At 35.9% G+C, this 21,863-nt stretch carries 21 protein-coding genes; 11 read left to right on the top strand and 10 right to left on the bottom strand.

Features of this window, described 5'->3' with window-relative positions:
* Position 1 precedes the first annotated feature (1 nt).
* Genes murG through PXC01_RS17380 form a run of 9 tightly spaced genes read right to left on the bottom strand, consistent with a single transcriptional unit; the run spans position 2 to position 10,031 of the window.
* Positions 2-1,090 (bottom strand): undecaprenyldiphospho-muramoylpentapeptide beta-N-acetylglucosaminyltransferase, encoded by a 1,089-nt coding sequence (gene murG, locus PXC01_RS17420; RefSeq protein ID WP_276473561.1) that lies wholly within the window; start codon positions 1,088-1,090, stop codon positions 2-4.
* Positions 1,077-2,285, bottom strand: a complete 1,209-nt coding sequence (locus PXC01_RS17415) for an FtsW/RodA/SpoVE family cell cycle protein (protein WP_276473560.1) — start codon at positions 2,283-2,285, stop codon at positions 1,077-1,079. The genes murG and PXC01_RS17415 overlap by 14 nt, the downstream gene beginning before the upstream one ends.
* Before the next feature lies 1 nt (position 2,286).
* Positions 2,287-3,621: a UDP-N-acetylmuramoyl-L-alanine--D-glutamate ligase gene (murD, locus tag PXC01_RS17410; RefSeq protein ID WP_276473559.1), complete on the bottom strand. Its 1,335-nt coding sequence runs from the start codon at positions 3,619-3,621 to the stop codon at positions 2,287-2,289.
* Complete coding sequence (mraY, locus tag PXC01_RS17405) at positions 3,621-4,841, bottom strand: phospho-N-acetylmuramoyl-pentapeptide-transferase (RefSeq protein WP_276473558.1); 1,221 nt, start codon at positions 4,839-4,841, stop codon at positions 3,621-3,623. Before mraY ends, murD begins: the two co-directional genes overlap by 1 nt.
* A gap of 30 nt (positions 4,842-4,871) precedes the next feature.
* Positions 4,872-6,335 (bottom strand): UDP-N-acetylmuramoyl-L-alanyl-D-glutamate--2,6-diaminopimelate ligase, encoded by a 1,464-nt coding sequence (locus PXC01_RS17400; protein ID WP_276473557.1) that lies wholly within the window; start codon positions 6,333-6,335, stop codon positions 4,872-4,874.
* Positions 6,332-8,338 carry a penicillin-binding protein gene (locus tag PXC01_RS17395; protein WP_276473556.1) on the bottom strand — a complete coding sequence of 669 codons (2,007 nt, stop codon included), beginning with the start codon at positions 8,336-8,338 and terminating at the stop codon, positions 6,332-6,334. The genes PXC01_RS17400 and PXC01_RS17395 overlap by 4 nt, the downstream gene beginning before the upstream one ends.
* Positions 8,338-8,679, bottom strand: a complete 342-nt coding sequence (locus PXC01_RS17390) for an FtsL-like putative cell division protein (protein ID WP_412759662.1) — start codon at positions 8,677-8,679, stop codon at positions 8,338-8,340. Before PXC01_RS17390 ends, PXC01_RS17395 begins: the two co-directional genes overlap by 1 nt.
* Complete coding sequence (gene rsmH / locus PXC01_RS17385) at positions 8,666-9,568, bottom strand: 16S rRNA (cytosine(1402)-N(4))-methyltransferase RsmH (RefSeq protein ID WP_276473555.1); 903 nt, start codon at positions 9,566-9,568, stop codon at positions 8,666-8,668. The genes PXC01_RS17390 and rsmH overlap by 14 nt, the downstream gene beginning before the upstream one ends.
* The gene (locus PXC01_RS17380) at positions 9,558-10,031 is read right to left on the bottom strand and encodes a division/cell wall cluster transcriptional repressor MraZ (protein WP_276473554.1); all 474 of its coding nucleotides are present in this window, start codon (positions 10,029-10,031) and stop codon (positions 9,558-9,560) included. The genes rsmH and PXC01_RS17380 overlap by 11 nt, the downstream gene beginning before the upstream one ends.
* 263 nt (positions 10,032-10,294) lie before the next feature.
* Between PXC01_RS17380 and PXC01_RS17375 the strand changes: the two genes are divergently transcribed.
* Together PXC01_RS17375 and yihA are read left to right on the top strand one after the other, a co-directional pair.
* Entirely contained in the window at positions 10,295-11,059 is a 765-nt protein-coding gene (locus PXC01_RS17375; RefSeq protein WP_276473553.1) for an alpha/beta fold hydrolase, read from the top strand.
* A gap of 11 nt (positions 11,060-11,070) precedes the next feature.
* A complete protein-coding gene (gene yihA / locus PXC01_RS17370) occupies positions 11,071-11,691 on the top strand; it encodes a ribosome biogenesis GTP-binding protein YihA/YsxC (RefSeq protein WP_276473552.1) in 621 nt (206 codons plus the stop codon).
* Positions 11,692-12,522: 831 nt separating this feature from the next.
* Here yihA and PXC01_RS17365 read toward each other — a convergent pair.
* The gene (locus tag PXC01_RS17365; protein WP_276473551.1) at positions 12,523-12,894 is read right to left on the bottom strand and encodes a GTPase; all 372 of its coding nucleotides are present in this window, start codon (positions 12,892-12,894) and stop codon (positions 12,523-12,525) included.
* 199 nt (positions 12,895-13,093) lie between these two features.
* Here PXC01_RS17365 and PXC01_RS17360 point away from each other — a divergent pair, with 199 nt between their 5' ends.
* The 9 genes from PXC01_RS17360 to PXC01_RS17320 all read left to right on the top strand — a co-directional run bounded on the left by PXC01_RS17360 (position 13,094) and on the right by PXC01_RS17320 (position 21,825).
* A complete protein-coding gene (locus PXC01_RS17360; protein WP_276473550.1) occupies positions 13,094-13,549 on the top strand; it encodes a DUF2750 domain-containing protein in 456 nt (151 codons plus the stop codon).
* 8 nt (positions 13,550-13,557) lie between these two features.
* Positions 13,558-14,157 (top strand): hypothetical protein, encoded by a 600-nt coding sequence (locus tag PXC01_RS17355; RefSeq protein ID WP_276473549.1) that lies wholly within the window; start codon positions 13,558-13,560, stop codon positions 14,155-14,157.
* Between the two features lie 224 nt (positions 14,158-14,381).
* Positions 14,382-16,373 carry an ATP-binding protein gene (locus PXC01_RS17350; RefSeq protein ID WP_276473548.1) on the top strand — a complete coding sequence of 664 codons (1,992 nt, stop codon included), beginning with the start codon at positions 14,382-14,384 and terminating at the stop codon, positions 16,371-16,373.
* Positions 16,374-16,403: 30 nt separating this feature from the next.
* Entirely contained in the window at positions 16,404-17,234 is an 831-nt protein-coding gene (locus PXC01_RS17345) for a hypothetical protein (protein WP_276473547.1), read from the top strand.
* A 238-nt stretch (positions 17,235-17,472) separates the two neighbouring features.
* The gene (locus PXC01_RS17340) at positions 17,473-17,940 is read left to right on the top strand and encodes a hypothetical protein (protein WP_276473546.1); all 468 of its coding nucleotides are present in this window, start codon (positions 17,473-17,475) and stop codon (positions 17,938-17,940) included.
* An 87-nt stretch (positions 17,941-18,027) separates the two neighbouring features.
* Positions 18,028-18,471: a hypothetical protein gene (locus tag PXC01_RS17335; protein ID WP_276473545.1), complete on the top strand. Its 444-nt coding sequence runs from the start codon at positions 18,028-18,030 to the stop codon at positions 18,469-18,471.
* Between the two features lie 331 nt (positions 18,472-18,802).
* Positions 18,803-19,342, top strand: coding sequence for a hypothetical protein (locus PXC01_RS17330; protein WP_276473544.1), 540 nt, complete (start codon positions 18,803-18,805; stop codon positions 19,340-19,342).
* A gap of 228 nt (positions 19,343-19,570) precedes the next feature.
* Positions 19,571-20,344: a hypothetical protein gene (locus tag PXC01_RS17325; protein WP_276473543.1), complete on the top strand. Its 774-nt coding sequence runs from the start codon at positions 19,571-19,573 to the stop codon at positions 20,342-20,344.
* 284 nt (positions 20,345-20,628) lie between these two features.
* A complete protein-coding gene (locus PXC01_RS17320) occupies positions 20,629-21,825 on the top strand; it encodes an SMI1/KNR4 family protein (RefSeq protein WP_276473542.1) in 1,197 nt (398 codons plus the stop codon).
* Positions 21,826-21,863: the final 38 nt, after the last annotated feature.

Raw genomic sequence — 21,863 nt, 5'->3', positions numbered from 1 at the left:
ATTATTTTATCAATTTTTCTATTTCATCACAGATATCAGACGTGGCATTTGGTAATGCCAACGATTTAATATTCTTTGATAATTCTACTTGCTTTTCTGAGGATTTGAATACCGATTCAAATTCAGCTACAAATTTTTCATCAAGCTCTTTCTCCCTAATCATAATTGCAGCATCATGACCTACAAGCGATAATGCATTTTTGGTCTGATGATCTTCTGCTACTACTGGCGACGGAATAAAGAATGTTGGTTTCCCTACCAAACACAATTCTGATACCGCACCTGCACCTGCCCTTGAAATAATGAAATCTGCGGCAACATAGGCCTTATCCATCGAATTTAAAAAAGCATGCACTTTACTATTCTCTGACTGATGCGGCTTATAGGTTTCATAATACCCCTTACCACATTGCCATATCACCTGTAAGCCTAATTCTTCAAAATAATTTAAATGCTCGGCTACCAATTGATTAATTCGTCTAGCTCCTAAACTACCGCCCAATACCAACAATACTTTCTTATCGGCATTCAAGTCAAAATATCTTAAAGCTTCTTCTTTGGTAGCCTTCAACTCTACCAAGTCTGAACGTACAGGATTACCTGTCAATACTATTTTGCTTTTTGGAAAAAACTTTTCCATGCCATCATAGGCCACGCAGATTTTTTCTACTTTATCTTTTAATAGTTTATTGGTAATACCAGCAAAAGAGTTCTGCTCTTGCAATACACAAGGAATACCTTTTATTGTCGCCATTTTTAACAACGGACCACTAGCAAAACCACCTGTACCAATTACGGCATGGGGTTTAAACTTAGATACGATGCTATTTGCTCTCATTAAACTACTTATCAATTTTATTGGAAAAAGTAGATTTTTAAGGGTCAGTTTTCGCTGAATTCCCGTAATCCACAATCCCTCTATTTTATACCCCGCTTGCGGTACTTTTTCCATCTCCATTCTATCCTTTGCCCCAACGAACAAAAATTCAGCATCTGGATACCTCCTTTTCAACTCGTTTGCTATGGCTATTGCCGGATAAATATGTCCGCCGGTACCTCCGCCCGACAAAATAAACTTATAACTGCCCACTTAAAATCTCTAAAGGGTTAGTCTCGTCTATATCAACATCATTGCCAGAAGCACTCTCCTGGGCTATACTTTTATTACTTGCACTTAATATGATGCCTATTGCCAAACAGGTCATCCAACTAGAGGTACCTCCACTACTAATCAATGGTAAATTTTGACCCGTTACCGGAAATAGTTCTACCGCTACCGCCATATTTATTAATGCCTGAAAAACTATAGGCAATCCTACGCCCAGCACCAACAACTTACTAAAGACCGATGCACAACCATTGGCCACCACCACTATTCTAAATAACAGAAACAGATAAAACAACATGAGAATAAACCCTCCTATTAAACCATATTCCTCCACAATTATCGCATAAATAAAATCTGACGAGCTCTGTGGCAAAAAGTTCTTTTGTACACTCTTACCTGCTCCTTTCCCTACAATACCACCGGTTGCTATTGCAATCTTTGCTCGTTCTATTTGATAAGTGCCTTCTGTATCATCCGGATTGGAGAAACTATCTATACGGCTCATCCATGTATCTACCCTATTTGGGAACAGATCCGGGAATGCTTTAGCGGTTAATATGAAAATGGACAAAAACAATATTCCCGTACCCACGATCCCCAATAAATATTTCATTGGATATCCTCCTAGAAAACACAATACCATCACCATAGAGAATACAATGGCCGCCGTTGAAAAGTTAGCGGGCAATATTAATGCCACCACTAAAAAAACCGGTAACCACAATGGTAGTATACTTTCCTTAAATGTTATTTTAATATCCCTCACCTTGGAAAAATAGCGTGCTACATAGATCATCAATACTACCGCTGCTAAATTAGAAGGCTGAAAACCGAAACCTACCAACGGCAAACGGATCCAACGACTATCATTGGTACCACCACTGGAAGTGCCTTGAGCCAAAACAAATATGAGCAACACCAATACTATAGGCAGGGCGATCATTGAAAGCCCTTTAAAAAAGTGCGTAGGTATTTTATGTACCCCATAAATAATTCCAAAGCCTAAAAACAACAGTATGGCATGTTTTACCAAGTGCCCAACCGGAGTACCACTACCTACTACATATACCAAGTTACTACTGGCACTATATACTGGCAGAAATGAAAACAAGGCCAAAAGTGCCGCAATGGCCCAAATGGCTTTATCTCCTTTTATATTTTGAAATATATTCAACACCTTATAGGTTTTTTACACAGTTCTTAAATTGATCTCCGCGATCTTCATAGTTCTTAAACAAATCGAAACTTGCACATGCAGGGGACAATAAAACGGTATCTCCACGCTCCGCTATTTTATAAGCTACTTTTACTGCTTCTTCCATAGCATATGTTTCTACCAAAAGATCAACGGCATTACCGAACACGTGCTTAATTTTTTCATTGTTCTCACCTAGGCAAATAATTGCTTTTACCTTTTCTCGTACCAATGGCATTAACTCCATGTACTCATTGCCCTTATCTACACCACCTACGATCCATACAGTAGGTGTTTTCATGCTATCCAATGCATAATAAGCAGCATTTACATTTGTTGCTTTTGAGTCATTGATATATTCCACATGATGTATTTTCAACACCTTCTCCAAACGGTGGGGAGCCCCTTGAAAATTAGAAACACAGGCTCTTATCGTCTCCTTACGGATGCCGATTAATTTTGCAATTGTTGCCGCTGCCATTGTGTTCTTTACATTGTGCTGACCTTCTAAGGCCAAAGTGTTCTTCGTCATGCTAATAGTGTCTGTTGTTGTTTTTATTATTATCTCGTTTTGTTCTATAAATGCGCCTTGTTCAAGTACTTTATTCAATGAAAAGGGCATTAATTTTGATTTAACAGGGTGCTTGTTCAGCCATTCTACCAAAACCGTATCATCTGCATCATAAATTAAATAATCGTTTTCGTCTTGGTTTTCCGCAATTCTGAATTTTGATGTGATGTAGTTTTCAAACTCATACTCATACCGATCTAAGTGATCCGGTGTAATATTCGTAATCACGGCAATGTGTGGTTTAAAATCCACTATACCGTCCAATTGAAAACTACTGATCTCAAGTACGTAATACTCAAAATCATTCTCCGCAACCATTTTTGCATAACTATCACCAATATTACCTGCCATACCCACTTTTAATTCGGCACTCGCCAAAATATGGTTGGTTAGCATAGTCGTGGTCGTTTTACCGTTGCTTCCCGTTATACCTATGATTTTGGCATCGGTATATTTAGATGCAAATTCTATCTCTGATATTACCGGTACGCCTTTCTCCACTAATTGCTTTACCAAGGGCACTTTATCCGGTATACCCGGACTCTTCATTACCAAATCGGCTTTTAGTATGCGATCTTCAGAATGCTGTTCTTCTTCCCAATCAATCTCAAAATGTTCAAGAACGTTTTTATACTTCTCTTTTATTTTTCCTTTATCGGATACGAACACATCGTACCCTTTTTTCAATGCTAAAATGGCTGTTCCTACTCCACTTTCCCCTCCGCCTAGTACTACTAAAAGTGCCATTATCTAATTTTTAAGGTCACTATGGTCACAATGGCCAATAAAATGCCCACGATCCAAAAACGGGTTACGATCTTACTTTCGTGATACCCTTTTTTCTGATAATGATGATGCAATGGCGACATTAAAAATATTCGCCTGCCTTCGCCAAATTTCTTTTTTGTGTATTTAAAATATCCTACCTGTATCATTACCGAAAGGGACTCTGCAAAGAAAATTCCGCACAATACGGGAATCAATAATTCTTTACGTACTATAATCGCGATCACGGCAATAACACCACCTATAGTCAAACTTCCCGTATCTCCCATAAATACTTGCGCCGGGAAAGCGTTGTACCATAAAAAGCCGATCAGTGCACCCACAAATGCGGTAATGAACACCAACAACTCACCCACTCTTGGTATGTACATGATATCCAAATAATCAGAGAAAATAATGTTACCCGATACCAGAGCAAAAATGCCCAATGTAAATACTATGATTGCCGATGTACCTGCAGCAAGTCCATCTATACCATCGGTTAAATTAGCACCATTAGATACTGCGGTCACGATCAATATTATAATTGGAATAAACAGCAACCACGCATATTCTTTTGCACCATCGCCAGCCCAAGAAATTAAGCTACCATAATCAAACTCGTTATTCTTAAAGAAAGGAACCGTGGTCATGGTAGATTTTATCTCAGCACCCTTTACCTCTTCTACCGTATATGATTGCGTAATAATGGTTTTATCATGATCGCGCATGGTCACTTCTGGATGAAAGTATAATACTGCACCAACAATAAGACCCAATGTTACCTGACCCAATACCTTAAATCTTCCTTTTAAACCTTCTTTGTTCTTTTTGAATACTTTGATGTAATCATCCAAAAAGCCAATTGCACCCATCCACAACATGGTGAATGTCAATAAAATGATATAGATATTCTCTAACCTTGCAAATAACAACACCGGTATTAGCGTTGACATGATAATAATGACACCACCCATTGTAGGTGTACCCGCCTTTTGCTTTTGACCGTCCAAACCTAAATCACGAATGGTTTCCCCTACCTGTTGCTTTTGAAGAAATAGGATAATACGCTTACCATATACCGTAGCGATCATCAATGAAAACAAGATAGCCATTGCCGCACGGAAGGTACTGAACTGAAACAGCGAAGCCCCCGGCAACTGGTATTGTTTTTCTAAATATTCGAAAAGGTAGGTTAACATATAATTTTTATTCTTGCTTCTAAGCTTTGGTTATTTTTCTAAGCTTGTTAAAAGCTCTTTTACTATTTTAAAATCGTCGAAATCTATACGTACGCCATTGGTTTCCTGGTAGGTCTCATGACCTTTACCGGCTACCAATATAATATCGTTATCATCCGCAAGTTGGCATGCTGTTTTAATGGCTTGCTCCCTATTTTCTATGGATAGAATCTTCTTTACATTCTGAGGTTCTACCCCTGCCTCCATTTCCGCAATAATTTCAGTAGGGGATTCAGTTCTAGGATTATCAGAAGTGAGAATAACTTTGTTACTCATTTCCGATGCGATATTACCCATTACCGGACGCTTTGATCTGTCTCTATCGCCACCACACCCCACAACGGTGATGACGTTTTCATTTCCAGTTCTCAACGTGTTGATTGTCTCAAGCACATTTTTTAGGGCGTCCGGCGTATGGGCATAATCAACTATAGCCGTTATTTTTTTCTTTGATATATAATATTGAAACCTGCCATCTACATTTTCCAACTCGCTCAATAAACGCAAAGTTTCCAATTGCTCCAGACCCAATAAATCCGCTGTAGCGTAAATTGCCAACATGTTATAGGCATTGAAATGACCTATCAACTTGGTCCAAAGTTCATGGTCGTTTATCTTCAACAATTGACCATCGAACTGATTTTCAAGTATCTGCGCCCTGTAGTCCGCATAATTCTGTAGGGCATAACTTGCTTTTCTGGCCTTTGTATTCTGCAACATGACCAAGCCGTTCTTATCGTCTAAATTGGTCAATGCAAATGCCGTTTTAGGCAGTTGATCGAACAATATCTTCTTGGTATCACGGTACTCTGCAAAGGTTTTATGGTAATCTAGATGATCATGAGATAGATTCGTAAAAATAGCCCCTTCAAAAACTAGCCCTTCTGTTCTTTTTTGATGAATACCATGAGAACTTACTTCCATAAAGCAATATTCTACACCGGCATCGTTCATTAACTGTAAATGCTTGTTGATCACCAATGCATCTGGAGTGGTATGTTTAGTGGGATAAACCGTTTCATCTACCATAATTTTAATGGTGGACAACAAACCTACCTTATACCCTGCTTTCTTGAACAATTGATATAACAAGCTAGATACCGTAGTCTTGCCATTAGTACCCGTAACACCTACCAATTTTAAATTCTTAGACGGTGTACCATAGTAGTTAGAAGCCATCAATGCCAAAGCCTGGTTACCACTTTCTACCTGTACATAGGTAACATCATCTATCATTTCCACAGGCAATTTCTCACAAACAATTGCCCTTGCACCAGCTTTTACTACTGCATCAATATATTTGTGACCATCTGTTAAGGTGCCTTTTATTGCAACGAAGGCATCAGATTTTTGAACTTCACGAGAATCAAAACGAACCGATGCTATATCACAAGAAGTAGTACCGCTAACAGCAGTAATACGCACTCCATATAATATGTCCTTTAATTGCATCATATTAATTCCAATACTATTTTCTTCACTGATTTTAAATCTGTGCCTTTGGTGATAGATTGATTTTTCACCTTTCCGTTTCCTTTTACCTCTACCTCTATCCCTAAATTCTCTAAAATGGCAACAGCATCCATACCGCACATACCCTTTACATTTGGTACCGCAGCATATTTTGCCTGTGCTACCTTATAATAATCATGGTGAGAATCTTCAATTTTTGCGATCAATACATCCTTTACATCAACTTCGCTGGTCAATGGAGATGTTGCATATACTTTCTGAGCAACCGATTTAAATACCGGACCAGATACATCCGCTCCATAATACCCAACACTCTTGTCCGGCTTATGAATGACTACGATACAGGAATATTTTGGGTCATCTGCCGGAAAATACCCAGCGAACGAAGAAATGTACTCGTACTTAGATTTATCTTTAGACACATAATTGGTCTGTGTAGTGCCGGTCTTTCCTGCCATAGAAAAATTTCTGGAGTACATACGGTGACCCGTGCCATGCTCTTTCTCCACTACATTTTTCAATATCTGCTGTACCTTCTTTACCGTAGATCGTGAACAAATTTCTGGGTTCAACACTTTTTTATCGAACTTCTCAATGGTCTTGTTCCACTCTTTTACCTCCTTCAACAAACGCGGTTTTACCATTTCACCATTATTTGCAATGGCGTTGTAGAACGCCAATGTTTGCAACGGCGTCATTGAAACTTCATACCCATAGGCCATTTGCGCCAACGAAAGCCCTGACCAACCTTTATCACCGGGGTAACGTAGCACAGGTTTACCTTCACCGACTACAGGCAGACCTAATTCTTTATGAATACCCATACTCATTAGCCTGTTCACATATTTTTCCGGATCGTTTTTATACCCTTCGTGAATCATTTTTGCAAAAGCCACATTTGACGAAACTTCAAAAGCTTCGGACATGCTTATTTTACCATGACCACCACGCTTGGTATCACGAATGGTATGTCTATACAATTTCCAAGCTCCTTTTTCGGTATCTATTACAGAACTGGTATCAATTACCTTATCTTCCAAAGCCGCCACCAAATTCACCAACTTAAATGTAGAACCCGGCTCGTGAGATTCACCAATAGCATAGTTTAAACGCTCATAATATTTACCTTCAGATGTCTGCCCTAAATTTGAAATTGCCTTTACCTCTCCGGTTTTCACTTCCATTACGATTACCGTACCGTGGTCCGCTTGATATTTCTCTAACTGACCCAATAGTGCATGGTGCGCTATATCCTGAATATTAATATCTATGGTAGAATACACATCATACCCATCTTTTGGCTCAACAATATTATCGTTACCTATAGGCTTCCATTGACCCTTTGCTATCTTTTGCTTTAGACGCTTTCCAGAAATTCCCCTTAAATATTCACCAAAGGCACCTTCCATACCTACACGGGTGTAATATCCGTTTTCATCTACACGCTCATACCCTACACTACGCTCGGCAATTTTACCTAACGGATGCTCTCTTTTTGTTTTCTGCTCAATAATAAGCCCGCCCTTGAACGCCCCTTTGTTGAATAGGGGAAACTGCTTTACCGCCATGTATTCAGAATAATCTAGATTACGCACTATTAATGCATACCTATTTTTATTCTCTCTTGCCTTTCTTAAAAGTTGCTGATAGTGCGAGGATGTTTTACCAAATTGCTTTGCCAGGGCATCTGCCAACGGCTTTACATTTTGCCTAAAATCTTCATTGCTTACCGTAACCGCATCAAAACGGATGGTGTATTTAGAAACCGAGGTTGCCAAAAGACTTCCGTCGTCAGAATACAAATTACCCCTATTTGGCTCAATGGTAAACATACGTTCTGTACGTGTGTCCGCCAAAGCCTGGTATTTTTCCCCGTCCACTATTTGTATAGAGACCAGCTTGAACAACACGGCACCCGCAAAGAGCACCATGAAACCGGCCACTATGTAGAGTCTTTTTAATATGCTTTTATCCGTTGCCGCCATTACTCTTCAACGTTTAAAGATTTTACCTTAATTTTCTGCGGGGGATTCTCCGAAGGAAACAAGCCCTTCTCCGATATTTTACCGGTAATGCTCGATTCTAATTTTAACTGCTGCACATCAGATCGCATATCCACAAACTCGTTACGCAATTCTTTTACCTCTTCATTCAATAGAGCAATGCGGTGCACTTTTTGATCGGCGCTATGTGAACTACTGATCATTACCGTTGCCAAAAAAGAAATGAAAATAATGAACAGCCAATTTTTAGGGGCGTCTCCGCTCACCAAAAATTTACCCTTCAAAAGGTCAAATACACCCGTTTTCACTTTATTTTTCGCCATTACGCTCCGCTATTCTCAATTTTGCACTACGTGCCCTGTTATTCAACTTTATTTCTTCTTTCGTCGGTACTATTAAACCACCTACCTTTTTAAATGGCACATCTATATTGCCATAAAAATCTTTCTCCGGCTCTCCTTCAAACTGGCCCGCCCTAATAAATCTTTTTACCAGCCTATCTTCCAAAGAGTGGTAACTAATTACACTTAGCCTACCTTTTTCATTTAACAGACCAGGAGTCTGTTGTAAAAATTCTTTGATCACGGCTATCTCCTGATTCACTTCTATACGAATGGCCTGATAGATCTGTGCCAATATTTTATGCTGCCTATGCTCTGGCAAAAACTGCTTTAACACTGTTTTAAGCGCATCGGTAGTTTGTATCTTCTCTTCTTCCCTATTGGCAACGATCACTTTTGCCATGGCGTTGGCGTTTCTGATATCGCCATACTCGAACAACACCTTACGCAAATCATCATATGAATAGGTATTGACCACCTCAAAAGCTGAAAGCGTATTACGCTTGCTCATTCTCATATCCAAATCTGCATCAAAACGAGTAGAGAACCCTCTTTCCGCTTGATCGAACTGATGCGATGATACTCCAAAATCGGCAAGTATACCATCTACCTTCTTTATGCCATAGAACTTTAAAAACTGGGTGATGTACCTAAAATTTTCCGCTATCAACGTAAATCTTGGATCGCCCAAAGCATTTGCCTGTGCATCTTCATCTTGATCAAAGGCATACAACCTGCCCTCTTTACCCAATCTTTTCAATATCTCTTTGGAATGACCACCACCACCAAACGTTACATCTATATATATACCGTCTTCTTTGATGTTCAAGCCATCTACCGTTTCTTTAAGCAATACAGGGTTATGATACATCTTCGCTTGGTTTTTCACCTAACATTACACGCTTTGCCAACTTCACCTTCTCTTCTTTTGTTGCGCTTATAGATTCATCATAAGCTTTCTTGTCCCAAATCTCCAATCTTTTCCCTATTGGCGCTATGACCACTTCTTTGGTTATACCCCCTAAAGAAATTATGTCCTTTGGTATCAACAACCTACCGGTAGCATCAACTTCTACCTGACGCAGACCTGCCGTATACATTCTTATAAATTGTAGGTTCTCTTCATCGAACCTGCTCTTTTCGTTCAATTCTGCCATTACCCTGTGCCACTCATATGCCGGGTACAACTCCAAACATTCGCTCAAATATGACTTCTTGATAAAAAATCCATCCTTTAGTATTGGTGCAACTTGATTGCGCAGCGCAACAGGGAGCATAATACGCCCCTTGGCATCTGCCTTGCAATTAAATGTCCCAAAGAAAAAGATGTCCAAAATGGTCTGGTTTTCTATTTATAACTCAAATATATAAATATTATTACCACATTTTACCACTAAAAACCACTTTGTTAATAAATTACCCCACTTTTGAGCACGTTTTTGCACTTCATCGATTTTTATGGCTTCATTTTACCACTTGGGCCTTAAATCCTAAAAAAGAGAAATCTTAATGTTTCTTGTTAAAACCTTATCGAAAAGAGTTGTTTGCTATTCTCTGTAATTACCTATATTTGGACAATTACTGATGAGTAGTGCGCATGGAAAACGATTTGATCAACGACGGAGGATTTAAGTATATAGAAAAAGGAGAAGGCAAACCCATAATTATTCTTCATGGACTTATGGGCGGTTTAAGTAATTTTGAGGGTGTAAACACTTATTTTCCACCTAAGGGATACAAAGTTCTTATACCTGAATTGCCTTTGTATTCTATGCCGATGTTAAAAACAACGGTTAAGAATTTTGCCAAATACCTTAAAAAATTCATTGATTATAAAAATCTTGACGATGTTATTCTTTTAGGAAATTCACTTGGCGGCCATATTGGTCTTTTACACACCAAATTATACCCTGCCAAAATAAAAGCCTTGGTCATTACCGGAAGTTCCGGCCTTTATGAAAGTGCCATGGGCGATGGTTACCCTAAACGTGGCGACTATGAATTCATTAAAAAGAAGGCACAAGATGTGTTCTACGACCCAGAGGTTGCTACCAAGGAAATTGTAGATGAAGTTTTTGCAACGGTGAACGACCGTGTAAAATTGGTAAAAACCTTGGCGATCGCTAAAAGTGCCATAAGACACAACATGGCGCAAGATTTACCGAAAATGAAAACCCCTACCTGTATTATTTGGGGAAAAAACGATACCGTTACCCCACCGGACGTGGCGGAACTGTTCGATGAGCTTTTACCAAATTCAGATCTATTTTGGATAGATAAATGCGGACATGCACCTATGATGGAGCACCCAGACAAATTCAATACCATTCTTGATGACTGGTTGACGAAAAACAATTTCTAAACACCCTACGGATGAAAATAAAGTCTGCCGACTTTGTAATGAGCAACTCAGATGTTGCCAAATGCCCGAAAGAGCCTTTGCCAGAATACGCCTTTATTGGGCGATCTAACGTTGGCAAGTCTTCTTTGATCAATATGTTGACCGAGCGCAAAAGCTTGGCAAAAACATCTGGCAGACCTGGTAAGACCCAATTGATCAACCATTTTAAGATCAATGAAAATTGGTTCCTGGTAGATTTACCCGGTTATGGTTATGCCCGTGTATCCAAAAAAGATAAAAACACCTTTCAAAAATATATTACCAATTACTTTCTACAACGAGAGCAGCTTGTATGTTCTTTTGTACTGGTAGATATACGCCATGATCCACAACCTATAGATATGGAGTTCATGCAGTGGATGGGTGAAAACGGAGTACCTTTTGCGATCATCTTCACAAAAGCGGATAAACTAAAACCAAAAGCGATCGAGCGACAAGTAAATCAGTACCTGAACAAACTTACCGCAGATATGTGGGAAGAAGCTCCGCCGCATTTTATAACCAGCTCTAGCCACCGAAGCGGTCGTGATGAACTACTGGGGTATATTGATGATATTAACGAGAAGTTTTTTGAGGCAACGAAGAATGGTTGATGGTTGTTGGTTGTTGGTTGTTGGTTGTTAGTTGTTGGTTGTTGGTTGTTGGTTGTTGGTTGTTGGTTGTTGGTTGTTGGTTGTTGGTTTTTTAACGCTGCGCGTTTTTCTGTATTAAGTACTTGTTCTAGTATTCAGTTGGCAGTATCAGTTGGCAGTATTCTTAACGCTGCGCGTTTTTTTGTATTAAGTAATGAGCACAAAGCTGTTCGTGTTGGTTCTTCGTACTTCGTACTCCGATTGTTTACCTTATTCTATCCACTTCTTAATACTCTTTTACTTAATACTCAGTACTCAGCACTCATTACTTACGACTTAATACTTTGTACTTAATACTTAGTACTTCTTTATCAACGTCATAGTGAGCTAAGCGCGGCTATCTGTTTGTTTGGAACACGACACCCATCTCGTAAACGCATTGTCAGTTCGAGTGATTTTAGCTTGAGTGCAACGAAAGCCTAAAATTGTATCGAGAACCTTCGCGTGTTCCAAACCTGTTCTCGATACCCTCCTTGTCGGCGGGCAAGCAAATTTCTCATGCTTCGAAAATCCACTCGAACTGACAGTGGCACAACCAACTACCGCTCACTGTAACTGTCTACTGAAAACTGGCACTGCTTACTGTTACTGACCACTGAAACCCTAATGTCATCCTGAGCCTGCCTGCCTAAGGATGGCGCAGTCGAAGGGACTGGACCACGCAAACTCACCACACAACCCAAAAATCACTTCGGCCATGCTCAGTGACCGAGTAAGCTCAACGACCGAGTAAGACCAACAACTTACAACCAAAAACCAAGCGAAGCGATCAACACTGCCTACTGAAAACTGTTACTGAATACTGCCAACTGAACTAATAAGTTCCTCCACCGTCTCCATAGCGTTCAACTTCTCGGCAGACACCAACACCTCTAGTTCATGATCCGTTTCTACCAATATAATAGGATAGGTATACTTATGCCCAAATTTACTTTTATAGCGTTCTTGGAATTCATCTTTATGAAAGAACTCTAGTTCATAGCCTTCTGCCAACAAACGTTCCCTAAACGTTTTCCATTGTTTTTTCTCGGTAAAGTTCCCATGTGTCAATGAACACAGGTTGCAATTATAGGTTGTAGGGCTTACAATTTTATGGGCGAAGTCTAACATTTTACTGCCCGTATCACTATTGGCATTATAGATAAATAGAATTTTCTTTGACATGACCATTTGGTCGTAAAAATCCTCTAACCATACATAATTTTTAACCGATTATGGTTTCCCGTAATAGAGTGTAAATTTTTAATTGTAGGTTTATTCTTTAATGGTATATTTAAAACTTCTATTGCACATATCCGCTAAATATAGCGGAATATATGTAATTGTACACATATACATTAGTTACCTGCAAGCTGAATAAACAATGTTACAAAATCATATAACAGTTAAAAACCGACATAAGAAGTTCATAAAAACATTATGTGAAACTGAAATAGTTTACGGACTGAAAAACATAGAAGGATTTGCAACTTCAACTTCTGTCCATTATGATGATGAAAATGGAGAACCTGTTGGAATAATTTGTTTTTGGGCAGAAAAAGCAAGAGCTAAGTCTTGTATAAAAAACGGATGGAAAAAATATGAGCCGACTGAAATTCCATTATCTGAATTTATGGAAAACTGGTGCGTAGGAATGGAAAATGACGGGCTTTTAATCGGAACACAATTTGACCAAAATATGTTCGGATATGAAGCAGAACCTTTGGAATTAATAATAGACTTATCGGCTGAATTAAAATCAATTGGAAAAGATTTGGATTTTAGAAAGTTTAACGGAATATCTGACTTAGAAAAACAAGTGAAAGAAATTATAGGATAATTAAGCCAATGAACTTTGAATTAGAAGATAAACTTAACGAATATGTAAAACAGAATGATTTAGAATCTGCGATACAAATTGCGGAATCTGAATTGAGGAAAATTTCTCAAACTGACTTTCATCAACTGATTGGAATGAATCTTTTGCATTTGGAATCGGAATTAAGTGAATTTATTTCCAAATTCTACTCAAGTGTAAAACTGAAATACACCTTTAGTTTCTCAAAAAAACTAAAAGCTTTTTACTGCGAAATGAACGGGTTTACCATAAATTATGACAGGTGGTTTATAGACTTATTCTCGTTTAGCGAAATCGAAAAAGAAGATTATGAATGGTTAGCGGATTTTGAGCATCATACGAATAAGGACTTGACCATAACCGGATTTGAAAACCTTCAAAAAGTTTACGAAGACGTTTATAAAAATCAAAAACACAACATTCCCGAAATTGAGCAAGCTTATGACGTAGCGGAATTGTTAATCATTTTAAGATTACAAGAACTTTTTAGAGAAACGTATAAAAGTGCTAAATCGAACGGGAAAAAATGGGCTGAATTTCCAATGTTTGTGACGGCACACGATTACGAAATGATTTATAGAACGAAATGAAAAAAGCCAGCAGGTAACAAGGTGTATAGCCAATAGGGCATTTAGAGCTAAATTGAAAGTCCTGTTCTTTGAGCAGGCAACGCCAAAACAAAGTTTTGACGTTTAACAAAAAGAAAATTAAAAGTAAAAACGTTTGTTTTGGCTTAGTGGTAAACCGAAAGTGAAATGCTTTGAATCTGCCCTACTGTCCATACACAGACCGTTACCAGTAATACCAAAACCAAATGCAGAAAGAAGCGAAAATCACCTCTAAAGGAATTAAAAAGGTATTAAAGAACTATAATCCTGCTTCTTCGTTTGCCGAATATATTTGGAATGGTTTTGACGCAAAAGCTACTCAAATTGAAATAAATTATGATTCCAATGAATTAGGACGACTTGATTATATTCAAGTAAAAGATAATGGAACTGGAATTGACCTTGAAAATTTATCGCACAAGTTTGATAATTTCTATGATTCCGAAAAATCAATTCAAATTCAATCACCAAAGCATTCTTCAATTCTACACGGCAAAAACGGAGTTGGTAGACTTACATTTTTCACTTTTGCAAACGATGCTAAATGGACTACATTTTATGAAAAAAAAGGTGTTAAAGGAGGCACAATAAGTATTTCAGCAGAAAATTTAAAAGTTTATGATAACAATTTTGTAAACCCAGATTCAAAATTTACCGGAACTACTGTTTACTTTACCAATTTGCTTATTGGTCTAGATACATTTGAACAAGAATTGACAAACTATATAAAGAAAGAGTTTTGTTGGTTTTTAGAATTAAATAAAAAGTATACAATTCTAATAAATGGAATACCACTAGATTACTCAGATTTAGTTGCAGATAGGGATTTTTTCGAATTAGAAAATAGCAATAGTTTTTTCAAAATAAAATATGTCCAATGGACTGAATCATTAAATAAGGAACACTCTAAGTTTTATTTTCAAGACTCTAGCGGAAAAGAGATATATAAAAACTTCACAACACTTAATAAAAAAGGAGATTATTACTACCACAGTATTTATATTGAAAGTGACTTCTTTTCACATTTCGATTTTACAAAAAATGAAGAAAGCAATCAAATAAGTTTGTTTGCAAAGGCAAAATCATCTGTTGAATACAAATATTTAATTAATAAACTTAACGAATACTTAAAAACCAAACGAAAGCCTTACTTAAGAGCATATGCTGAAAGACTGGTAATGGATTATGAGTTAGATGGTATAATACCAACTTACAATAACTCTTGGGAGCAGATTAGAAGTAAAGAGTTAAAAGATACTATTATTGGATTATACGAAGTCCAACCTAAAATTTTTTCTAATTTAAACCTTGAACAAAAAAAGATATTTGTCCAATTTATAGACTTACTACTTGACTCTAACGAAAGAGAAAATATTTTCAAAATAATCGAAGGCGTTACTAAACTAGAACCAGAAGAAAGAGAAGACTTATCGAATATTTTACATAAAACAAGTTTAAACAGAGTCATAAATACAATTAAATTAATTGAAGACAGATATAAAACATATTACCAATTAAAAGAACTTGTGTTTAATGAAGAACTTGAGGCAAAAGAAATTCCTCACTTACAAGATTTAATAGAAAATCATTATTGGCTTTTCGGTGAAGAATATCATTTAGTCACAGCTGCTGAACCAAAATTTGAGGAAGCATTGAAAAGATATATTTATAAAACAACAGGCGAAATTAAAGACCAAAAAATAGACCATATCGACAAGAATAGAGAAATGGATATTTTTGCTTGTAGACAACATAAAAAAGATGCCAAAATTGAGAATATCGTTCTTGAATTAAAACACCCTAAAATACCACTAGGAGAAAAAGAATACTCTCAAGTAATGAAATACTTAAGTGTAATAAGTTCAAGACAAGAATTTAATGCACCAAATATGTCTTGGAAATTTTATCTCATTGGAAATAAATTTAACACTAGTCAATTTATTGAAAGACAGATTAAGACAAATAAAAACCACGGAGAAGAATCTTTAGTATACAATGATGAAGGTAGAATTAAGGTTTACGTTAAAACTTGGAGCGAAATATTTACTGAATTTGAGTTAAGGCATAATTTCCTTGATGAAAAATTAAAGTTGGAAAGAGAGAAACTTTATGAATTAAATAAAGACGCTGACGAAATAGTAGAGAAATCTAAGAACAACTCAGCAATCAGCAAACCTGAGATTGTCGTTCCTAAATAGAAAGTTTCACGAATATTCCACTAGTATTCTATGACCGAAAACCAATACACTAAAGAAACAGACAAAATTGTAAGTGATTTAATCACAAACCGAATTTTAAGACATACAATCCAGTTTTTCAAAAAAGGTAAGAAACGACTTGAACCATTTGGCTCAGGAGTTTTTGCAAAAATCCACGATGATTATTTCATATTTACAGCATCTCACGTTGCCGATTTTTTCGAGAAGAATCCAACAGAAGATTTAAGAATTCGAGTTGCTGAAAAGTCATTTATAAATGTTCTTGGAGATATAAAATATACTGATATTAGTAAAAGCAAAGGAATTGATTTAGCATATATAAAGGTTGACCAACAAATAATTGAACCTCTATGTAAACCATATATTCCTCTTGAAATTAACCAAATAAGAAGTCATCACAACTTATTTTACGCAATGAATTATTGTGTTTTAGGTTTTCCAGAAAAGAACATTACGAAAGAAAACGAGCCATTTAATACAGGAGCATCATTTTTCTTGACAAGTGCAAGTAAAGATAATCGATATAAATATTTCGGATTCTCAAAGAAAGATTATATCATAGTTGATATGCAAGGAAAGGGAAAGGATATAAAAACAAATAAAAAATCCAAAATTGACACACACTTTTATGGAATTAGTGGTTGCGGACTTTGGCTTTTACTTTTCTATAAAAATCCATTAACTGGAAAAGAGGTAGTCGATTATAGATTAGTGGGAATAATGACAGAATTTAAAAATTCAAAATACTTTTGTCAAATAGCTAATAAAATTCAGCTTTTAATTGAAGCGTTGAAAGTAATTGAAAAACATGAATTTAGAGAAATAAAAATACAGTATTAGAAGAAAGTACTACTGGCAACATTGTATATAAAAAATAGCGCAAGTCGTTGCTTAACCAAAGGTTTGGGTATTTTTGAAAAGTCGCCAAATTTTTAAATTTGACGATTTCCAAGTAAAAAGATAAATAGTAAAATTTAAAAATCTGGCTTGTGCTTAATCCGAAAATAATCGATAATTTACACGCTACGAGCCATAAACAATACCGTTAGTAAGCATAAGATACAGACAAGCAAAATAAATGACACAAGAAGAAAAAAATGAAAAGTTAGAAAATTTCAATTCTTGGATTCAAACTATAGAAGAAAGAATTTTAGATTGGAAACAAACACTTAATCAAGAGACTAAAAATCAATTTGATTATTCTGTCCAATCATTAGATAAAATTGAGAGCTATTTAACCAGTAAATACGAACTCGAAGATCTAAGCAATCAAGAAAATAAGATTGAAATTGATGCTTGCCTAAGTTATGTATTAGACGTGTTTCGTCGGAATTTGCCAACCAATGAATTTTTGATCGAATTAGAAGATGAAAAGAATGTGCTTTTTAATAGACCAGCAGTCAATACAAAACCTAAGGTTGGAATGGATTTTAGTCCGTACTATTTTCTTCCAAGTATAATAAACCTTAAAAGAGTTGGTGATTTTAGAAAACAATTTGAAATTAAAATGAGGAAATATTCTGAGGAATATAGCAACGAAAAATGAATAACGCTTACTAACAATAGATAAGAAGGAAGAAATCCTTCGTCGCTCCTCCTCTTATCATTATCCGTTGTGCGTCATTTTGAGAAAATGAATAATTTTAATAAAATTTCAGAGAAAGATTTTATCAATTGGATAATAGAATTCACTCGAGGTCGAGAAAAATCAAGTGTTTCAATTATTGGGTGGGAAGATGGAACTCATTTTGAGAAATTAAACAAAGAAAATGGCAGAATTTCAGAATCCGATGCTCGATTGTTTAAAGAAAAGTTTATGGGTAAGAAACTTAATTCCAAAAACGAACTAATTGACCAAATTATTCAATTTCAGAAAAAACCATATTTAATGTCGAAAAATGGAAAATATCGATATGATTGGGACTTGCAAATTTGGATTGGAAATAAACTAATAATATATAATGCTGATTTAAAAGAGGCGGAATATTATCACTTAAACTTAATTAAAAAAATGCTAGCAGCTGGTAAAGTACCGAGTTGGATAAAAAATGAAAGTCAACGAACGATGGAAATCTAAACTAGTTTGCGCTGATGGACTTATTAATATTTCGCAATGGAAAAGTGCAAATCTTACGTAAAAAAACTCCGCACAACAATACCTAAACGTAATGCGGACTTTAGGTCAAAACTGAAAGGTCCGTGTATATTTATAAACTCGCTAATCCTGATAGCTATCGGGAGTGGATTTAGCTTTGGACATGAAAAAATAAAACTAAACAATAAGCTTTATCTTCGTGCGTAGACCTGCCTGCCGGCAGGCAGGCGGAAACGAAAAGTTTCCTTCCTTGTCTTACTTGCCATAGCCGTTGTAAATAATTTGAATAAACATCTAACGAAGAATAAATAACATGAACTATAAATATTGGATTACTATTGTCTTTTTACTGATTCTTTCAAATGTAAATTCTCAAAAATGCAAAGAATCAACGGACCCATTCACAAATGAAAAGACTGTGGAATTCCAGTTTAAGGAAAGGCTTGTTTTTTTTGAATTAAAGGATAATGTTGTCAGATTTGAATTTGAATTCAATTTTTCGGGAGAAAGAGATTTCATTTTTGACAAGGGAACTAGTATCTATTTTAAATTTGCAAGTGGGAAAACACTTGAGATTAAATCGGATAGGGACTGTCAGCCAACGATTGAAAATGCAAGAAGAGCTACATCAGCTCCAGGTGGATTTACTTTTCCCGATAAAAATTTCACATCCTACTTCCTTACATTCAAATTAACCAAAGAAGAATTGGACATTCTTTCAAATGAAGTTATAACATATATCAGAACACCCCATGTTAATGGTGGACATGAGGATAAGGAGGCGAAAGGTTGGGTGAAAAAGAAAGCTAAGGCAATTAAACAAGGTGCGGAATGTATAATTTCACATTTGTAAAAGAAAAAACTTTGCCCAAAAATGGCTATAGCAAATAGGGCAAAAAGTGACGTATTTAAATGTTTGGGCTTATTTGCTAAGTCCGCCAAATCTTTTGGATTTGGCAATAAAAAATAATTACAAAACAAAAAGCTCTGGCCAACAGACCAAACGGAAACAAAAAAATTCCTTGCCAGCATTATGTGCCATAGTCCAAACCGTTACAAGCAGACCGAAAAAATTCAATAGATGACCGAATTTACAGAACTTTATAAAAAACTATCCAATTTCGAACTTCTAAAGATTATAGCGGAATCAGACAAATACAATCCAATAGCTGTAGAAACTGCCAAAACGGAAATTGATAGTCGAGAATTATCTACAGAGGAATTAAGAAAAGTTGAAACTGATATAAACGAGCAACAAGAAATAAAGAGACTAGAAATTAGAAAACGGAAACGCCAAGAAGAAAAAATAAAACAAGGTGCCTCAACCTTTCTCGAAACTGTCAATCCTGTTCAAAACGGAATTCAAACGCCGGAAAAAATCATTAGACTTACAACCCTAATTTTTGTGGCAGTTACTGTTTTTACAATTTTTAAGGAATTTGGAATGCTTAGCTATATGTTTTCTGAAGGCGAAGTAAACTGGGATTTAAGTTTGGTTGAGTATTGCTTTCCCCTTATTATATTGCCAGTTGCGATATTTCTATTTTGGAAACGAAAAAAAAGTGGTTGGGTTTTGCTATCCATATATCTAACTTATTCAACAATCTCCGCTATAGGACTATTTTTTATGAGCTTAGGACGGGAACCTTCAGGAATACCAGCCCTTGAATCATTATTCCCAACAGTATCACCAATTACATACATAATGACTATAATATTCTTTGGTGGCACATTATGGTTGATTTGTAAAGAAATAATTAGAAATATTTATAAAATATCTAAACAGACAATGATTATGACCATTGGATCAACAGTAGCTTTGAACGTAGTTTTTATTTACTTAATTATTGGATAATGAATTTAATTTTGAACATTTTAAAATGGATTTTAATACTATTATTTTTTCCATTATCCTTGATCTTTGTAGCTTACTATAAACAGAAGAAAGCGAAAAAAGAATACTATAAAAAATGAACAGAAAGCCAGCAGGTAATAATGACTATAATTAATATAGGTTTTGGTATTTAAACCAATGTTCAAAACTATAAAATACGTCCTCCAAATCTTCATTGGCTTTTAAAACAAAAGGATAAAACAAAAAAATGGCCAACCCTATTAATCAAAAGTGAAATACCTGAAATGAAATATTTTTTAGTCATAGTTTTATTATTATTAACTCATTGCTCAAGTAAAATGAATATCCAATCTATTCCTTATAACAATCAACTAAAGAAAGTAGAACTTGTAGACATTATATTTAATACCATTGCATTAAAAGAGATTCCAGAACCCTACTTTAAAGATTACTCTAATCATAAAAGTACCACCGCAAGAGACTATAAATCTTATGACAAAATGGGATTTAGAGATAGTCTGTTAAAGCATTTATCCGAAAAATTTGAGCATACAGTTCTTAAACTAATTATCATTACACCAAAAGACGATAAGTTATATTATAATGCTTTCGTTTATTTATCTGATAAAAGCATAATAGGAATGCATGTAAAGGATGAAGGTAACTTTAAGTTATGGATGGATATAATCTTCAAAGATCAATATCAAAAACTGGAAAAATATAAAGACAACGGTCAATTTGAAAGACAACCTGAGCTTAATCCTAACCCACAATTTATGCTTACTTTAGGGAAAGGACTGTTTTCTCAGAAATGGGTAAACTCTGGAATGCTGATCGATCAAAAACCTTATGAAAATACTGGAGCTTATCTGTATAAAAATGCTCCTAAGCAATACAATGAAGCTAAAATTGCCAAAGAAAAGCAAAACTATATTAAAAAGTATATTAACACTACCCGCCCCTCTGTAGTAGACAAAGCTCTTTTAAGAGAGTTATTCCAAGAATTCATAAAAGCCAAAAACATTAAACCAAACTTATCTAAGAATAATGAAAAAGTATATGAAGAGTTTGAAAATTCAGCAGGCTATGCATTCCCTGAAGAATTAAAACTATTGCTCACTTTGCATAACGGAATTGAAAACACGGGATTTTTGACTGCGGAACAAATACTTGACGAATGGAACAACTGGAAAAAAATTTATGATAGCGTTGATTGGATGTTGACAGATTTAACAGGAAATAGTTATGCAGATGGAAGAAAAACAATAGGAATGTACACTAATCCTTATTGGATTCCTTTTTTAAGCACTGGTAGCGGAAACTTTATTGCAATAGATTATGCACCTGGCAACAAAGGAACATCTGGACAAATAATTGCCTTTGGAGCAGATGAAAACAAAATTCGTTTTATAGCTGACAACCTAGAAGATTTTTTCCGAAAATTGATAGATAATAAAGATATTTTGAATAATGGTTTTTAAAGTAACCACCCCTAAAACAAAATATAGTTTGTAGCGGC

It is taken from the genome of Maribacter huludaoensis, from assembly GCF_029350945.1.
Lineage (GTDB): Bacteria > Bacteroidota > Bacteroidia > Flavobacteriales > Flavobacteriaceae > Maribacter > Maribacter huludaoensis.
The sequence above is the reverse complement of the archived record's forward strand: the minus strand, read 5'-3'. Positions and strand labels throughout refer to the sequence as shown.

Bases quoted from the DNA above. Each gene is read 5' to 3' on its own strand.
- murD (WP_276473559.1), bottom strand. From the start codon at position 3,621: ATGGCACTTTTAGTAGTACTAGGCGGAGGGGAAAGTGGAGTAGGAACA.
- mraY (WP_276473558.1), bottom strand. From the start codon at position 4,841: ATGTTAACCTACCTTTTCGAATATTTAGAAAAACAATACCAGTTGCCG.
- PXC01_RS17400 (WP_276473557.1), bottom strand. From the start codon at position 6,335: ATGATGCAATTAAAGGACATATTATATGGAGTGCGTATTACTGCTGTT.
- PXC01_RS17395 (WP_276473556.1), bottom strand. From the start codon at position 8,338: ATGGCGGCAACGGATAAAAGCATATTAAAAAGACTCTACATAGTGGCC.
- PXC01_RS17390 (WP_412759662.1), bottom strand. From the start codon at position 8,679: ATGGCGAAAAATAAAGTGAAAACGGGTGTATTTGACCTTTTGAAGGGT.
- rsmH (WP_276473555.1), bottom strand. From the start codon at position 9,568: ATGTATCATAACCCTGTATTGCTTAAAGAAACGGTAGATGGCTTGAAC.
- PXC01_RS17375 (WP_276473553.1), top strand. From the start codon at position 10,295: ATGGAAAACGATTTGATCAACGACGGAGGATTTAAGTATATAGAAAAA.
- yihA (WP_276473552.1), top strand. From the start codon at position 11,071: ATGAAAATAAAGTCTGCCGACTTTGTAATGAGCAACTCAGATGTTGCC.
- PXC01_RS17365 (WP_276473551.1), bottom strand. From the start codon at position 12,894: ATGTCAAAGAAAATTCTATTTATCTATAATGCCAATAGTGATACGGGC.
- PXC01_RS17360 (WP_276473550.1), top strand. From the start codon at position 13,094: ATGTTACAAAATCATATAACAGTTAAAAACCGACATAAGAAGTTCATA.
- PXC01_RS17355 (WP_276473549.1), top strand. From the start codon at position 13,558: ATGAACTTTGAATTAGAAGATAAACTTAACGAATATGTAAAACAGAAT.
- PXC01_RS17350 (WP_276473548.1), top strand. From the start codon at position 14,382: ATGCAGAAAGAAGCGAAAATCACCTCTAAAGGAATTAAAAAGGTATTA.
- PXC01_RS17345 (WP_276473547.1), top strand. From the start codon at position 16,404: ATGACCGAAAACCAATACACTAAAGAAACAGACAAAATTGTAAGTGAT.
- PXC01_RS17340 (WP_276473546.1), top strand. From the start codon at position 17,473: ATGACACAAGAAGAAAAAAATGAAAAGTTAGAAAATTTCAATTCTTGG.
- PXC01_RS17335 (WP_276473545.1), top strand. From the start codon at position 18,028: ATGAATAATTTTAATAAAATTTCAGAGAAAGATTTTATCAATTGGATA.
- PXC01_RS17330 (WP_276473544.1), top strand. From the start codon at position 18,803: ATGAACTATAAATATTGGATTACTATTGTCTTTTTACTGATTCTTTCA.
- PXC01_RS17325 (WP_276473543.1), top strand. From the start codon at position 19,571: ATGACCGAATTTACAGAACTTTATAAAAAACTATCCAATTTCGAACTT.
- PXC01_RS17320 (WP_276473542.1), top strand. From the start codon at position 20,629: ATGAAATATTTTTTAGTCATAGTTTTATTATTATTAACTCATTGCTCA.